Origin of the sequence: Marinobacter alexandrii, assembly GCF_005871205.1 — a bacterium.
Taxonomy (GTDB): domain Bacteria; phylum Pseudomonadota; class Gammaproteobacteria; order Pseudomonadales; family Oleiphilaceae; genus Marinobacter; species Marinobacter alexandrii.
In genome coordinates this window covers 720,636-736,388 of sequence record NZ_SWKM01000012.1, presented here as the reverse complement: position 1 = coordinate 736,388, position 15,753 = coordinate 720,636, and the positions used below count along the sequence as shown (strand labels likewise).

General features: G+C 58.6%; 14 protein-coding genes. 5 read left to right on the top strand and 9 right to left on the bottom strand.

Features of this window, described 5'->3' with window-relative positions:
- Positions 1-43 precede the first annotated feature (43 nt).
- The gene (locus FCS96_RS10335; protein ID WP_138440259.1) at positions 44-1,780 is read right to left on the bottom strand and encodes a putative bifunctional diguanylate cyclase/phosphodiesterase; all 1,737 of its coding nucleotides are present in this window, start codon (positions 1,778-1,780) and stop codon (positions 44-46) included.
- Between the two features lie 144 nt (positions 1,781-1,924).
- On the opposite strand from FCS96_RS10335, the gene rep reads away from it, so the two are divergent.
- The 3 genes from rep (at position 1,925) to FCS96_RS10320 (ending at position 6,876) form a co-directional block, all read left to right on the top strand.
- Entirely contained in the window at positions 1,925-3,943 is a 2,019-nt protein-coding gene (gene rep / locus FCS96_RS10330; protein ID WP_138440258.1) for a DNA helicase Rep, read from the top strand.
- A 99-nt stretch (positions 3,944-4,042) separates the two neighbouring features.
- Positions 4,043-6,298, top strand: coding sequence for a galactose oxidase-like domain-containing protein (locus tag FCS96_RS10325; protein ID WP_138440257.1), 2,256 nt, complete (start codon positions 4,043-4,045; stop codon positions 6,296-6,298).
- Between the two features lie 17 nt (positions 6,299-6,315).
- Complete coding sequence (locus tag FCS96_RS10320) at positions 6,316-6,876, top strand: hypothetical protein (RefSeq protein ID WP_138440256.1); 561 nt, start codon at positions 6,316-6,318, stop codon at positions 6,874-6,876.
- 75 nt (positions 6,877-6,951) lie between these two features.
- On the opposite strand, the gene FCS96_RS10315 is transcribed toward FCS96_RS10320, so the two are convergent.
- Positions 6,952-7,365, bottom strand: a complete 414-nt coding sequence (locus FCS96_RS10315; protein WP_138440255.1) for a c-type cytochrome — start codon at positions 7,363-7,365, stop codon at positions 6,952-6,954.
- 201 nt (positions 7,366-7,566) lie between these two features.
- On the opposite strand from FCS96_RS10315, the gene FCS96_RS10310 reads away from it, so the two are divergent.
- Together FCS96_RS10310 and FCS96_RS10305 are read left to right on the top strand one after the other, a co-directional pair.
- Positions 7,567-7,905: a hypothetical protein gene (locus tag FCS96_RS10310; protein ID WP_138440254.1), complete on the top strand. Its 339-nt coding sequence runs from the start codon at positions 7,567-7,569 to the stop codon at positions 7,903-7,905.
- 10 nt (positions 7,906-7,915) lie between these two features.
- Positions 7,916-9,034, top strand: coding sequence for a phospholipase A (locus FCS96_RS10305; RefSeq protein ID WP_138440253.1), 1,119 nt, complete (start codon positions 7,916-7,918; stop codon positions 9,032-9,034).
- A gap of 158 nt (positions 9,035-9,192) precedes the next feature.
- Here FCS96_RS10305 and FCS96_RS10300 read toward each other — a convergent pair whose 3' ends face one another.
- The 7 genes from FCS96_RS10300 to FCS96_RS10270 all read right to left on the bottom strand — a co-directional run bounded on the left by FCS96_RS10300 (position 9,193) and on the right by FCS96_RS10270 (position 15,751).
- Complete coding sequence (locus FCS96_RS10300; protein WP_138440252.1) at positions 9,193-10,545, bottom strand: phosphohexomutase domain-containing protein; 1,353 nt, start codon at positions 10,543-10,545, stop codon at positions 9,193-9,195.
- 9 nt (positions 10,546-10,554) lie between these two features.
- Complete coding sequence (gene bfr / locus FCS96_RS10295) at positions 10,555-11,031, bottom strand: bacterioferritin (protein ID WP_138440251.1); 477 nt, start codon at positions 11,029-11,031, stop codon at positions 10,555-10,557.
- Between the two features lie 143 nt (positions 11,032-11,174).
- Positions 11,175-11,381 (bottom strand): bacterioferritin-associated ferredoxin, encoded by a 207-nt coding sequence (locus FCS96_RS10290; protein ID WP_041340786.1) that lies wholly within the window; start codon positions 11,379-11,381, stop codon positions 11,175-11,177.
- A gap of 98 nt (positions 11,382-11,479) precedes the next feature.
- On the bottom strand, positions 11,480-12,772 hold the full coding sequence (gene pepQ / locus FCS96_RS10285) for a Xaa-Pro dipeptidase (protein WP_138440250.1): 1,293 nt from the start codon (positions 12,770-12,772) through the stop codon (positions 11,480-11,482).
- Complete coding sequence (locus tag FCS96_RS10280; RefSeq protein WP_138440249.1) at positions 12,765-13,679, bottom strand: LysR family transcriptional regulator; 915 nt, start codon at positions 13,677-13,679, stop codon at positions 12,765-12,767. Before FCS96_RS10280 ends, pepQ begins: the two co-directional genes overlap by 8 nt.
- A 60-nt stretch (positions 13,680-13,739) precedes the next feature.
- Positions 13,740-14,756 (bottom strand): ABC transporter ATP-binding protein, encoded by a 1,017-nt coding sequence (locus FCS96_RS10275; RefSeq protein WP_138440248.1) that lies wholly within the window; start codon positions 14,754-14,756, stop codon positions 13,740-13,742.
- Positions 14,753-15,751 carry an ABC transporter ATP-binding protein gene (locus tag FCS96_RS10270; RefSeq protein WP_138440247.1) on the bottom strand — a complete coding sequence of 333 codons (999 nt, stop codon included), beginning with the start codon at positions 15,749-15,751 and terminating at the stop codon, positions 14,753-14,755. The genes FCS96_RS10275 and FCS96_RS10270 overlap by 4 nt, the downstream gene beginning before the upstream one ends.
- Positions 15,752-15,753: the final 2 nt, after the last annotated feature.

Sequence of the window (15,753 nt, the reverse complement as noted above, 5' to 3'; positions counted from 1 at the left end):
CGATGGGATCTGTGTCGGATTAAAAGAGGAAAGGTACAGCGGCTTATCGTTGCAGGCAAGCGGCCTGTCCGCGGTTGCGCAGGAATTGCACCAGGTCTTTCCATGGCATGGGCCGGGCGTAATAATAACCCTGAATCTCATCGCAGTGCTGGTCGCGCAGGAACTCTAGCTGACCCTCGGTCTCGACACCCTCGGCAACCACACTGATCTGTAGGCTGTGAGCCAGGCTGATAATGGCGCGAATAATGTGTTCAGCGTCCGCCGAATGGCCCAGCTCCTGTATGAATGACTTGTCGATTTTCACCAGGGAAATGGGCAGGTGCTGGAGGTTGCTGAGCGAGGAGAACCCGGTACCGAAATCGTCCAATGCGAAGCTGATGCCCAGTTGATTGAGTTCGCGCAGGCAGCGCTTTGCGTAGTCCAGATCGTGCATCATGGCACTTTCCGTGAGTTCCAGCTCCAGCAGGCTGGTATCGACATTGGCATTGAAGATGATCCGGAAAATGGTCTCGGTCATCTTGCGGTCGTGGAACTGACGGAACGACAGGTTCACTGCAAACACCAGCCCCGGGAAACCAAGATCCGCAGACTCCCTGAGCCGTTGGCAGGCCTGCTCGATCACCCAGTAGCCGATCGGCACAATCAGGCCACTGCGCTCCGCCACCGGTATGAACTCGTCGGGCCCGACCAGGCCTCGCTCCGGATGGTTCCAACGCAGCAGGCACTCAACACCACGCACTTCCTCGGTGGCCAGATCGATTCGGGGTTGGTAATACAGCTCCAGCTCCCGGCCGCGCAGCGCATTGCGCAGATCACCCTCCAGCCGAAGCTGGTGGCCAGCGGAGATGTGCAGGTGATGGTCATAGAACCGGTAGCTGGTGCCCGGCTCCCGCTTGGCTTCGAACGTGGCGCGATTGGCCCGCCGCAGCAGGTTCTCAGCGCTGTCACCGGACTCGGGGAACGTTGCCACGCCAACGCTGGCGCTCAAACCAATGACCTGGCCACCCACGGTGATGGGTTCATCCAGGGCGCCGACCACTTTCCGGATAATGTGCGCAACATCGAGAGAATTCTCGACCTTTTCGACAATAATGGCCAATTCATCTCCACCGACGCGCATCAGCGAATCCACCCGTCGGAGGGTATGGCGCAGCCGTTCGGCTAGCTTCAGCATCAACTGGTCGCCATTCTGATAGCCGAAGGATTCGTTGATGCTGCGGAAATCGTCGATATTCAGGTGCAGTAACGCCAAGCGATACTCGCCCCGCTCGGCCCGTAACAACGATTGTTGCAACCGGTCAAAGAACAGATCCCGGTTGATAAAGCCGGTAGCAACCGCACTTCCAAGCTGGGTGTGTACCGATTCAGAAAGCTGACCACGATACCAGAGGCTCTTGACCGTTCGGCACAGGTTCCAGTGATCCAGGGTCTGCCGGCAGAGGTAATCGTCCGCCCCGGCCGCCAGCAGTTCCGGCGCACGTTCGTCAGCTGGCTCGGCACTCAGCGCCAGTACCGGCTTTTCGTTGCTGGCGACGGCCAGATACTGGAGGAAGGCTGATTCGGAGCCGCCGTGAAATACGCAGTCCCAGATAATGACGTCAAAGCTGGCGTTGTGAATCAGGTCGTCACAATCAATCAGGTCCGGGCACCAGATGACGTCAGGTTCAAATTCCCGATCCCGGGACAGGTAGTCGTGCAGCCACAGATAGTCGGAATAGTCAGGAATGAGGAGCAACAGCCGCAGCTGACTTCGCCGTATCATTTCCAGGGGAAGCGTCATTAAGCAAAATCCATGGTTGCGTGAGCGTCCGAATCCGTCCCATGTAGAATAGACGATACACGGCCAAGGTACAGAAAGTCCTGCTGGTGTAGAATACACCAAACGTCCGACCGTCCCCTTTCGTCCAATTCTGGCTCCTTATTTGTGAACAAGCTCAACCCGAGACAAAGTGAAGCGGTACGCTACGCCGACGGCCCTCTGCTGGTTCTGGCTGGCGCCGGCAGTGGCAAAACCAGTGTTATCACCCGGAAGATCGCCTATCTGATTGAACAACTGGGCATTCCCGGCAGGCACATTGCCGCCGTGACTTTCACCAACAAGGCCGCCCGGGAAATGAAAGAGCGGGTCGGCCGCATCGTCGACCGCAAGCTCACCCGGGGCCTGATCGTCTCCACCTTTCACAATCTGGGTCTGAACATGATCCGGGAAGAGCACACGCACCTGGGTTACTACCCCGGTTTCTCGATCTTCGACGCCGAAGACGCCAAGGCCCTGCTCCAGGACCTGATGCTGCACGAAGGCAGCACCGATGCCGGTGACGAGCTGAACGACGTTCAGATGACCATCTCATCCTGGAAGAACGCCCTGCGCAGCCCCAGCGAGGCCCTGAGCAAGGCAGCGGACGAACGGGAACAGCGTATTGCGCTGATTTATAAGAAGTATAACGAATATTTAAAAGCCTACAACGCCGTTGATTTTGACGATTTAATCCTGTTGCCGGTACAACTGTTCCGCAGCAACCCGGAAGTGCTGGCGAAATGGCGCCGCAAGATCCGCTACATGCTGGTGGATGAGTACCAGGACACCAACGTCTGCCAGTACGAGCTGGTCAAATTGTTGGTAGCAGAACGGGCCGCATTTACCGTGGTGGGTGACGACGACCAGTCAATCTATGCCTGGCGCGGAGCACGACCGGAAAACCTGGAACAGCTAAAGGAAGACTTCCCCAGCCTGAAAATCGTCAAGCTGGAGCAGAATTATCGCTCTACCGGCCGCATCCTGCGCAGTGCCAACACGGTCATCGCCAACAACCCGCACGTGTTCGAGAAAGCGCTGTGGAGTGATCACACCATCGGTGATGAAATTCGGATCGTCCGCTGCCGCAGCGAAGATGCAGAGACCGAGCGGGTCGCCACTGAGATACTCGATCAGAAGCTGAAGAAGGGGCTGGAATTCCGGGATTTTGCCGTTCTCTATCGCGGCAACCATCAGGCCCGCCTGCTGGAGATGAAACTGCAGGCCTACCAGATTCCTTACCGGATCTCCGGCGGGCAGTCGTTTTTCTCCAAGAACGAGATCAAGGACGCGATGTCCTACCTTCGCCTGCTGATCAACCCGGACGATGACGCCGCCTTTCTCCGGGTGGTCAACGTGCCGCGCCGGGAAATCGGCCCGCGCACCCTTGAACAATTGAGCCACTATGCCAGAGCTCGCAACGTCAGCCTGTTCAAGTCCCTGGGCGACATGGGCGCAGAAACCCACGTCACCGAAAAAGGCCTGGACCGGCTGCGCCGTTTTGCCCACTGGGTCGACGCCACCTGCGAGCGCCTGCACGGTGAAGACCCGATTCCGGTGATCAAGCAGCTGTTCACCGACATCGAGTACGAGGAGTGGCTGCACCAACACTCTGGCACGCCGAAACAGGCTGAGCGCCGGATGGAAAACATCTGGTACCTGGTGGAGTCGATCCAGCGCATGCTTGATGACGGCAAAGGCACCGCCGATGAACTGGGCATCGAAGACGCCATCACCAAGCTGATCCTGCGCGACATGATGGAACAGCGGGAGGAGGACGACGACAGCGACAAGGTCCAGTTGCTGACCCTGCACGCTTCCAAGGGCCTGGAATTCCCCCATGTTTTTATCATGGGGCTGGAAGAGGAAATTCTGCCGCACCGGAGCAGCATCGAGGAAGGCAACATCGAAGAAGAGCGTCGGCTGATGTACGTTGGCATTACCCGGGCCCGGGAAACCCTGACCCTGACTTACGCTGCCGCACGCAGGCAGTACGGGGAAAAAATCGAAACCATTCCCAGCCGGTTCCTTGATGAGCTTCCGGAAGAAGACCTGAAATGGGAAGGCCAAGGCGATCTCGACGTCGAGGCAAACCAGAAAAAAGGCAAAGCCACCCTCAGTGCCCTGCTTGGAGATCTCGGGGCCTGAACTGACAACACACCGGTGCAACTATCTCGCCTCCCGGCACGTTGAGTCTATGGGGAACTTTTTCCCCACGTGACGAAAACAACAAACCAGGAGGGCGTAATGTCCCGTTTCCACAGGCGTTTTTCCGCAATCACCGGCTCGCTGCTGTTAGTAGCCGCCGGTAGTATTCATGCAGATCTGGATGGTTCTGACTCAGACAATGCCTTGGATGGCGCTTTACAAACAACCCCGGTTTTCAAACCCGAGTACACTGAGCAGGGCCGATTTGGATCGCCATTTGCCGAGCCCACCATCGTCGTCGACGGAGAGACCGTCACGACTGACGAGAAGTGCGTCGAAAATGCCGACGGCGAGCTGGAGTGCAAACCCGCTGCCGGCACCATGGCCCTGCTGAAAGACGGCCGGATTCTGTATCTGAACGCTCTTGAAGGCACGGAAAACGTCGAAACCTCCATTGTCGGGGAGTTTGGCGAAGTCTCCATCAATGACCAGACCCGCGTACTGGCTCTGGACGAGAACGACACGCCGAACTGGATCAAGCCCGCCCCGCTCCGCGCCGGTGCCAACCCGGACGGTAATGACAGCGAAACTTTACTGAACGACACCCCTCTGGATGGCGTCATCGATACGGCCGATAACACCGATAAAAACGATGGCGCGCTGTTCTGCTCCGACGTTATTGGCCTGGCCAACGGCAACGTACTCGCAGTTGGCGGCACGGATTACTATTCCGAGCCTGGAATTGACGGCCTACCCCTCGGTGTAGTGGAACTGGAAGGCATCAAAAACTCACGAATCTACGACGAAGAATCCAACACTTGGACTCAAAGCGGTGACATGACCTACGGCCGTTGGTATCCCTCACTTGTGACCATGGGTAACGGCAACGTTTTTGTAGCCAGCGGTGTCACCAAACTGATCAAGCCGGTGTACCCTGAAGACCCAATGAACAGCGGTCGCAATGTGGTACAGACCGAAACCTATAACCCCTGTGCCGGTGAGTGGCGGGTAAACCCATCCACCGCGGACCGGTCGCTGCCGTTGTACCCCCGTATGCATCTGCTGCCGAACGGCCATGTGCTGTATAACGCCGGCGGCCAAGCCTTTAACCCGTTCGGACAGGGTTACGATCAGGCTCTGTGGAACATCGTGGCCAGCTACAACCCGGAAACCCAGCGTTGGAACGACATCGGCTACGCCGGTCTGCCCCTGCGTCTGGATGAGAATGGTTTAGGCCAGTTGAATAGCACCCTGAACATCACCAACGGTTCCCTGGAACAGGCCGCTGAGTTGTTGGGCGGTGTGGTACGGAGTCCGTCCGATCTGCGCGAAACCAGCGTCACGGTAACTGCCTCTGAGGAGAATCTTCAGATGGCCATTGCCGGCGGCATGCGAGGTTCCACCTCGTCCACCATGCTACCTCTGAAACCGAACGCGAACGGTGAATACACCGACGTGGAACTGCTGACCGCCGGTGGCGTGCCCAGCTATGGCCTGCTCACCAACCCGGGCGGCTACTTCCCCATCGCCCAAAGCCGGGTCGATACCATCAGCACCAACGGCGACCAGATTGACTACGAGTCGCGCCTGACCGGGCCACTGAACCAACCACGCTGGTACGGCACCAACGTACTGATGCCGGATGGCAGCGTCATGGTATTTAGCGGTGGTGACCGCGACGGTGTTGCCGCGCCTGGCCTGGAAGGCCCGATCCGGACCGCCGAGCGGTTCGATCCGGCAACCGGCACCTGGACTGAGATGGCCATGGCCAACCAGTCGCGCACCTACCACAACACCGCGGTCCTGATGGACGATGGCCGGGTGATGATTGCAGGTCACTCGCCGATCAACACCGCTTACCTGTCGTTCATCAATCTGGAAGATTTCGGACTGGCACCCTATGACGGCCGTGATCCCAGCTTTGAGATCTACACGCCGCCGTACGCAATGCGCAACGACCGCCCGGAAATCAAGCGCGCACCGCGCAGCCTGACCGTGGGTGATCGTTTCCGGATCAAGCTCGAGGATGATGCTGATAACATCGACAAGGCCATGCTGATTCGCCGCACGGTGATGACGCACCTGATCGATGGCGACCAGCGCGCTGTTGAACTGGTTATCGAGAAGACCAAGGGCAACAAGATGACTCTGCGGATGCCGGACAACCACAATGTGGTGCCAGCGGGTGAGTACATGCTGTTCGTGAGCAAGGACACACCGGAAGGTCGGGTTCCCTCAGTTTCTGCCCCGATCACCGTGGTCAACCATGGTCTCGAGTGCATGGCACCGACACAGGTTGCCGATAACACCGTGACTATTGACGGCGTTATCGAGTCCACGGTCGACATCCTGTAACGAGAGGGCTTGGCTTTATGAACTTCGAACCATCCAGAACCGGCACTTCAGCCACTCTGGTGCTGTTCGGCCTGGTGTCCCTGTCAGTCTCCGGACTGGCAGGGGCGCATGGCGCGCCTGACGCAGACAACATTCCGTCTGGTGTGGTTAAGGCCAGCATCACCGAGCAGCCGGGTATTCCCGGACTCAGCACCCTCATCCTGGACGCCCCCAGGCCTGGTGTTATGCTCAGCTACCGGGGCGAGGAGCCGATTACCATTCTCGGCACCGATGGCGAGGCGTTCCTGAGATTCAGTCAGAACCGGGTCGAGGCATACACTGGCAGCGCCAGCTGGCAGGCACTGCCAAGCGCACCTCAGGGTGTGGCTGATGCCGCATCGGAAACCGGCACCTGGGTGATCGTGTCCAATTCCGGCAGTTTTGGCTGGCTCGACCCACGGCTGAATGCCCTGCAGGACGCCCACGGCGACGCCGGGGAATTTGCCCAGTGGCGTATTCCGGTCAAACTGGGGTCAGGATCAGAGTCGACCTCGGTTCACCACATAGTGGGCGAACTGACCTTCAAGACCTTCCCGTAAAACTACCAATTTTTCGATACTGCACAAAAAAGCCCCCGCAATGCGGGGGGCTTTTCATTTCTACCTAACGGTAGCTTACTTGCTCTCTGACACCATATACTCGACCGCGTTGGCGATTTCTTCATCCGGGCAACTCGCGCAGCCACCTTTCGCCGGCATGGCATTAAAGCCATTCACCGCGTGGCTGATCAGGGTTTCCATGCCCTTGTCGATGCGAGGAGCCCAGGCTGCGGCATCACCCTTCTTGGGTGCACCGGCGGCACCGGTGTTGTGACAGGCCATGCACACGGCGTCATACACTTCCGGGCCAGGGCGAGGGCCAGAGCTGGCAGTCTGGGTAGGCGCAGCAGCGGCACCGCACTCGTCACCCTGCATGCACACTTCGCCAACCGGCGCGATGCGTGAGCGAATTTCATCTTCAACATTTGCCATCACGGCACCGGCGGTAAGGCCGAAACCAAGCAGCACGACGGCCAGGACTCTCTTCATCTTCACAATGCACCTCGCATTAGAGCGTTATAATCTTTGGTGTCCGCATTATAGCGACTGAGCCCGGGCAAAAAAACCAAACTGCAGAATCCTTGCCTGAATTCAACCGCTTTCATTGCCATTTCGTAAATCAAACAGCGTTTTGCCGGCATTCCGGCTACCATAGTGACGCTTTTAACTCAGGATTTCAGGAATCGTTCCATGTCCCAGCCCGACACTCCTTCACGCCACCCGTTGCGCAAGCCCTTACTGATCGCCGAATTCGCCGCCCTGGCCATTCTGCTCGCCTCCATGGGCTGGTTCTCAAGCCACACCGGTGACGGCGGCACATTGAACGCTGCTTGGCTGCTGATACCCGCCCTGGCAAGCCTGGGTGTGTTTCTCAGTTTCATCGGGCTGATGTACTTGCGCTGGGTAGCGGCTGCCGATACTGCCAACCGTTTTCGCCACAAGGTCATTTTCTCTTTGCTGGCGGTAACCCTGATTGGTGTCTGGGTATACGGCATTGCCAATACCTGGTTCAGTCTGAACGCCAGTTAAGGACTCCATCATGCGTGCACACCTTTCTGCTTTTACGGCTTTTGGTCTGGTCCTGGTTGCCGGCACCGCCAGTGCCGAGGGCGCTGATTCCGGGGACAACAACGCCCAACCTAAGCCGCTCACCGCGGAAGAATGCGCGCTGATCGAGAACGGGGTGCGCCGACTGGCCTGTTACGACCGGGTTCTGGACCCGGGTAAGGCCCGGCAGGATGCCGAGCCGGAAAAGGTCAAACAGGTTGAGCAGGAGGCCGACAAGACCCTACCCTCCCGGGAAACCGCAGTGAAGGACATGGCTGGGGATGGCGACAGCAATGAAGGCGTGATGACCACCATTGTCGACCGCTACATTGCTGCGGAGAAGGCGGTGTTCTCGTTCTCCGGAAGTTTTGTCGGTTACCGGCCTACCTATATTCTGCCGCTAACCTGGGTGAAAGATCCCAATTCCAATCCGACGAGTCCGCGCCTGGGCGCCTCGGATTACGATTACGACCTGGAGCGGGAAGAGGCCAAATACCAGATCAGCTTTAAGGTGCCTCTGCTCACCGGCATGCTGGATGACCGCACCACTATGTGGTTTGGCTACACCCAGAAATCGTTCTGGCAGGTGTACAATCGGGACGATTCTGCGCCGTTCCGGGAGACCAATTATGAGCCCGAGATTTTCCTGCGCTATCAGACTGACTTCAAGATCGGCAAGGGCACTCTGAACGCGGTTACGCTCGGCCTTAATCATCAGTCCAATGGTCAGTCAGAACCCCGCTCCCGGAGCTGGAACCGGATTACCGCATCTGCTGCCTACAGCTACGACCGCTGGCTGTTCATCGTGCAGCCCTGGTATCGGATTCCGGACGGTGACGAGGACGACAATGAAGATATCCAGCGCTATCTGGGCCACGCCAATTACACGGCAGTGTACAAGCTGACGGAAGATCGCACGTTTTCACTGAATCTGATGAATAACCTGAGGTCGAATAACAAGACGTCGGTGGAGTTCGGGTACAGTTTCCCGATGGGCGATACGGTGAAGGGCTTTTTCCAGTACTACAACGGGTACGGGGAGAGTCTGATCGACTACAACGAGCGGACGGAGCGGTTTGGTATTGGGATTATGCTGAACGACTGGCTCTGAAGCACTCCCCGCAAACGGGAGAAGGTCGATCAGTCAGGATGATGTGGCTGAAACCCGCTCAAGCACATCCATGTGGCGCTTGAGCTCCGCCATCCTTGGCTCCGCACAGTTTCAGCCACATCATCCTGCCTGCTCTCCCCGCGGCTACGAGGAAAGTCTTACTGATTCAGCCTTTCCATTTCCGCCAGTAACTCTTCGGTCTTTGCTTCCATCAGCGGGATATCCGCCCGCGATTCCACGTTCAGTCTCACCACCGGTTCGGTGTTCGACATCCGCAGGTTGAAGCGCCAGTCGTCGAATTCAATGCTGACACCGTCCACGTGGCTGACGCTTTTCGCGCCAACACTGTACTTGGCTTCGATAGCGGCGATCACCTTCGGGGGATCGGCGATGGTGCGGTTGATTTCGCCGCTGGCCGGGTAGGCTTCGATGCGGGCATCGATCAACGAGGACAGGGTCTGGCCGGACTGGCACAGACGCTCGGCGATTAACAGCCAGGGAATCATGCCGCTGTCGCAGTAGGCGAAGTCGCGGAAGTAGTGGTGCGCGCTCATTTCGCCGCCGTAGACCGCGTCCTCATCGCGCATGCGCTGCTTGATGAAGGCATGACCAGTCTTGCTTTCGATGGCTTCGCCGCCGGCCGCCGCCACCAGGTCCAGGGTGTTCCAGGTCAGGCGTGGGTCGTGGATGACTTTGCCACCGCCGGTCTTGCGCAGAAACTGGTCGGCCAGCAAGCCGACGATGTAGTAGCCCTCGATGAACCGGCCGTTCTCGTCGAAGAAGAAACAGCGGTCGTAATCGCCATCCCAGGCAATGCCCATGGCGGCGCCTTCGGCGATGACGGCGCCGGCCGTTGCCGTGCGGTTTTCTGGCAGGATCGGGTTGGGTACGCCGTTGGGGAAGTGGCCATCCGGCTGGTGGTGCACTTTAACGAATTCGAACGGCAGGTGCTGCTCCAGCTCGTCGATCACCAGCCCTGCCCCGCCGTTGCCGGCGTTGACCACGATGGTCATGGGTTTGAGGGAGGTGGCGTCCACGTAACCCAGCAGGTGGTCGATGTAGGCACTCATTACTTCCAATGGCTCGTAACGGCCCTGGGTGGGGGCATCGGTGAACGGCGCAAGTACGCGATCACGGATGTCGTTCAAGCCGTTGTCGGAGCTGATCGGGCGCGACTGCGGCCCGACCATTTTCATGCCGTTGTGGTCTTTCGGGTTGTGGCTGGCGGTGACCATGATGCCACCGTCCATGTTGTAATGGCTGGTGGCGAAATACACCAACTCGGTACCACACAGGCCAATGTCGAAGACGTCGGCGCCGGCCGCCATCAGACCGGAACTCAGGGCTTCAGCGATGTCGGGACTGGACAGGCGGATGTCGTACCCGACGATCACTTTCTTTGCGCCGGTGATTTCCACATAGGCACGTCCGATGCGCTCTGCCAGGGCCGGGTTCAGTTGATCCGGCACCCGGCCACGCAGGTCATAGGCTTTAAAACAGGACAGGTCCATTGTCAGGTTTTACTCCGCTGCAGAGGATTGCAACTGAATGTAGTTCTGAATGCCCATCTGGGAGATCAGCTCTTGCTGGGTTTCCAGCCAGTCGATGTGCTCTTCTTCGCTGTCGAGGATGCTACGGAATAACTGTCGGCTGCCATAATCCTGAATCTGTTCGCAGTAAGCGATCGCTTCTTTCAGATCCACGTGGGCGGTGTGTTCGATTTTTAGATCGCAAGCAATCATTTCCTCAACGTTCTCACCGATCAACAGCTTGTTGAGGTCCTGCAGGTTCGGCAGCCCCTGGAGGAAAAGAATGCGTTCGATCAGCTGATCGGCATGCTTCATCTCATCAATGGATTCTTCGTATTCCTTATCCGCGAGCTTGGTGATGCCCCAGTCCTTGTACATGCGCGAGTGCAGAAAGTACTGGTTGATGGCGGTGAGTTCGTTGCACAGCACTTTGTTCAGGTATTGGATAACTTTCTTGTCGCCTTTCATGACCGGACTCCTTGATGACGGATGTGTATGTTTTCTTAGGATAGCCGGTTATGCGGTAATAAAAAATTGCAGGCGGGAATCTATTGCAACAAAGCCGGCCAGGGCGGTCGGCTCCAGTGAGAGCGGGTAGTCTTCAGTAATGCCTAGGCCGGTTGAGCCAACAGGTTGGCCAGCGACAGGTAGTCCGGGGTTGCCGCTTCTCTCAGGATCTCACGCGCGGTTGAGGCGCAGCGGCCACACTGGGTGCCGACACCCATTTCCTTGCCCAGCTGGCGCATGGAAGTGACGCCATTCTCGGCAGCTTCGCGGATTTCTCGGTCGGTGACACCGTGACAAAGGCACACGTACATAGGGCTCTCTCACTGACGACAATAAAGTGAGTGATAATTATTGTTATTTGCGTCTAGAATTACAACCCCATCGCATTAAATTTGTGCAACTGGATGTATCAGCCACCCATCTCGCGGGTCAGGTTACGGGCACCGTCTGCGGTCACCACCACGTTATCCTCAATGCGGATGCCACCACAGCCCCGTAAATCATCAATCACCTCATGATCGAAGTGCTTCCCAAGCGGCCCGTTCAACACCGGGTCGAGCAATGAAGAAATAATGTACAGACCAGGCTCAATGGTCACCACCATGCCTTCCTCAAGGGTGCGGGTCAGGCGCAGGAACGGCGCATCAGCAGGGGATGGCTCAAGCTTGCCAGCGACATCGTGCACCTGTATCCCCAGGAAATGGCCAATGCCGTGGGGAAAGAAGGCGCGAGTGACACCCTGCTCTACCAAGGCCTCGTCGTCCAGTCCGGACACCAGGCCAGCCGCGCTCAACAGCGCGGCGATACCCTGGTGAGTCTTGCGGTGGATCGCCGCGTACTCCACACCCGGCGCGACCATCTCGCACAAGCGATTCTGCAGCTGCTCCAATCCCTGTACCAGGGCCGCAAATCGGCGTTCACCGGGTGCCGGCGTGGTTCGCGTGATGTCAGAGCAGTAGCCCCGGAAGCGCACGCCGGCGTCGATCAACAGGCTGCGGGGACGCTCTGGCGCCTGGGTGTCGTAATACTGGTAATGCAGAGTGCCGGCGTGTTCGTTAACCCCGATGATACTGTGGTAAGGCGCTTCGGCTTCGCGCTGCCCGGTAGCCTGCTGGTAAGCCAGGCTGATCTCGAACTCGCTGCCACCGGCCAGGAACGCATCCCGGGCGGCCCGGTGTCCGCGTACGGCTATCTCGTTGGCGCGGGCGAGACAGGCAATTTCGTAGGCGGTCTTGTGCACCCGGGTTTCGTCCAGGGCCGCCAGCAACGGTGCCGGGTTGTGCTCTCCGAGAACGTCCGCCAGTCCGGCAGGATCGCCGATCACCGCCAATTTGCCCGACTTTTCCATGGACGGCGCGCCCCGGCTGTCACTGAACCGTACCTCCATGGCCTGCTGCCAGGGTTCATCCGGCAATTCCAGGTTGGCGTGCCAGAAGTCGACCGGCTGGTACAGCCATAACAAGGGAGTCCGGCCCGGACGAATCAGTAACCAACTGTGCTCCTGGCCCGCCAGGCCAGTCCAGTGCAGGAACGGGCCATAGCCCTGGAACTGCCAGGACTGATCGTCGCCGTAGCGCATGGGTGCGGCACCGGAGCTGATCAGCAGGCTGTCGTATCCGTGTGCCTTCAGGGCCTGCTCGTAGCGTTGCTGCAGGATCTGGATGTGATCAGTCTGAAGGGACAGAAACTCGGTCTCAGGCATGTTGGCTTTCCAGGGTTGTCCAAAGGATTAGGAGGTCGTCGGAACGGGGTTCGCGCAACCGGATCAAACGGATTTCCAGGGGCACATCCCACTGGTCGCCACCGGCTCGCGCCAGACTGCCGAACTGCTCGCTCTTTTCAGTCATACGTTGGGGCAGCCAGCCCATACCGAAACCTTGCTTGACCAAGGCCTTGATACTGGCGGATTGCGTATTCTCATTCAGCGGCAGCAGGTTAGCCGAGACTTTGCTGCGGCTCAGGTGCGCCTCAATCGCTGATTGCAGAAACCCGCGCGGATGGTAGGCAATCAACGGCACCGGCTGTTCGGTGCTGCCGGGCAGCAGATACCTGGGCTGGCCGGTTTCATCCGCCACACTCACCGGCACCAGGGATTCCCGGGCCAGGGTGATGAATTCATAACGTTTCGAGTCGAGCCGTTCACCCCAGGGCAGGTCCCGATGCCAATAGCACAGCACCAGATCACATTCACCGTTATCCAGGGCATCCAGGAACTGTTCGCCAACCCAGTTGGTGGCCTTCAAATTCAGTTGCAGGCGTTCGGCAAGCCCCACTTTCTGGGCCCACTGCTGATAGAAGTGGGAGAACAGGCCCTGGGTAGAGCCAACACTGACGCGGGCTGAGGCCTCCGCCTCCAGATCGTGGATCCGGTCACGGGTGTCGCGAACGTCCCGGGTCACCCGCTCACACAACTCGACAAACGCCTCCCCTGCCGGCGTCAGCGATAGCGGCAACGTCTGGCGATTGATCAGCGTTGCGCCCATGGCTTCTTCGAGGAGTTTGATGCGTCGGCTGAACGTAGGCTGGCTCACGTGCTGCAACTCGGCAGCACGTGAGAAATGGCGCGTTCGGGCCAACGCCATAAAGTCTTCTAACCAGCGTACTTCCATGAGGTCACCGGGCGGGGCGATAGAGTATGACGGGCATCATAGCTTATCCCGGCACCCCTGTTACAAGCGCCCTTCCTCCACCGCGTGGCAAGCCACCTGAGCACCTTCGTCGGTGGCGATCAGCTGCGGAATTTCCTGCCGGCAACGCTCGTTGGCGTAAGGGCAGCGACCATGGAAAACACAGCCCGACGGCAGGTTCACCGGTGTCGGCACTTCACCCTGCAGGCGGATGTGGTTGGGCCGGTCATCCTCCAGTTTGGGAATGGCCGACAACAGTGCCTGGGTGTATGGGTGCCGCGGGGTGCTGAACAACGTCTTGGTATCCGCCAGTTCGCACACCCGGCCCAGGTACATCACCGCCACACGGGTACCGAAATGCTCCACCACGGCCAGGTCGTGAGTGATGAACAGGTAGGTCAGGTTGCGCTTTTGCTGGGCGTCCATCAGCAGGTTCAGCACCTGGGCCTGAATGGACACGTCCAGTGCCGAAATCGGCTCGTCCGCCACGATGAACTCCGGGTCTACAGCCAGCGCCCGGGCGATGGCGATACGCTGGCGCTGACCGCCGGAGAACTCGTGGCCGAAGCGGCTGCCCCAGTCCGGGTCGATACCCACCGACTGCATCACTTCAGTGACCTTTTCCTTCACCCGGTCGGCATCCCAGTCCGGATGATGAAAACGGATCGGCTCTTCCAGGGTTTGCTGGATGGTCATCCGCGGATTCAAAGAGGCATAAGGATTCTGAAAAATCATCTGCATCTTCCGGCGGTAAGGAAGCACCTCCTTGCCGTCCAGATTGTCGATGCGCTCGCCGTCGTAGTAAATCTCGCCGCCACTGGGCGATAACAGGCCCATCACCGTGCGCGCGACCGTGGATTTGCCGCAGCCGGACTCGCCGACCACGCACAGGGCTTCGCCTTTCTGTACCTGCAGATCCACACCGTTGATGGCGTGTACCGCCTCTTGTTTGCGATGGAAACGGCCATTCTTGAACGAGATCTGTTCCAGCAGGCTGCCGGACAGGTCAAACCTCTTTTCCAGCCCGCGAATGTCGACCAGTGGGGTTGGTGAGGTCATTGTTCCGACTCCTGCATGTGTTTCTCCTGCTCAATAAGGTTACTGACTTCGTAACAGGCCACATCCACATTCCCCGACCGTACATACTCGGGCATGGTGCGCTTGCACTGCTCGGTGGCGAACTTGCAGCGTGGATGGAACGGGCAGCCAGTGGGGACATTTTTCAGGGACGGCATAGAACCCGGAATCTGGAACAGCCGTTCACCCGGCTCGCCCATCTGCGGCAGTGCGTTGATCAGGCCCTGGGTATACGGGTGCTGGGCATCGTTGATGATTTCCCGGGTTGAGCCCTGCTCGATAATCCGGCCCGAATACATCACCAGCATGCGCTGGGTGACCTGGGACACCACACCGAGATCGTGGGTGATCAGCATCAGGGCGACGTTGTCCTGCTCACACAGCTCCAGCAGCAGCGCCATGATTTCCGCCTGAATGGTTACGTCCAGTGCGGTGGTGGGCTCGTCGGCAATGATGATTTCCGGGTCCAGCAACAGCGCGATGGCAATGATCACCCGCTGGCGCATGCCACCGGACAGCTCGTGGGGGTACTGGTCCAGGCGTTTCTCTGGCGACGGAATCTGCACCTTGTTGAGCTTGCTCAGGGCAATGGCCCGGGCGTCTTTGGTACTGATCCGGCGATGCGCTTTGATAGCCTCCACCATCTGGGTGCCGATCGACAGCACCGGGTTCAGGGTCATCATCGGATCCTGAAAAATCATTGCGATGCGATTGCCGCGAATCTTGCGCAGCTCGCGCTCGCTCATGGCCGCCAGGTCTTTGCCCTCGAACAAAATCTGGCCGCCGGCAATATAGCCGGGGCGGGCAATCAGGTTGAGGATGGAGAACGCCGCCACAGATTTACCGGCACCGGATTCGCCCACCAACCCCAGGCGCTCGCCCTTATCCAGGCTGAAACTGATACCACGCAGGGCAGTAAGGTCGCCGCCGCGCACGGCAAAGCGAACATCAAGATCTTTTACTTCCAGAAGTGCCATGA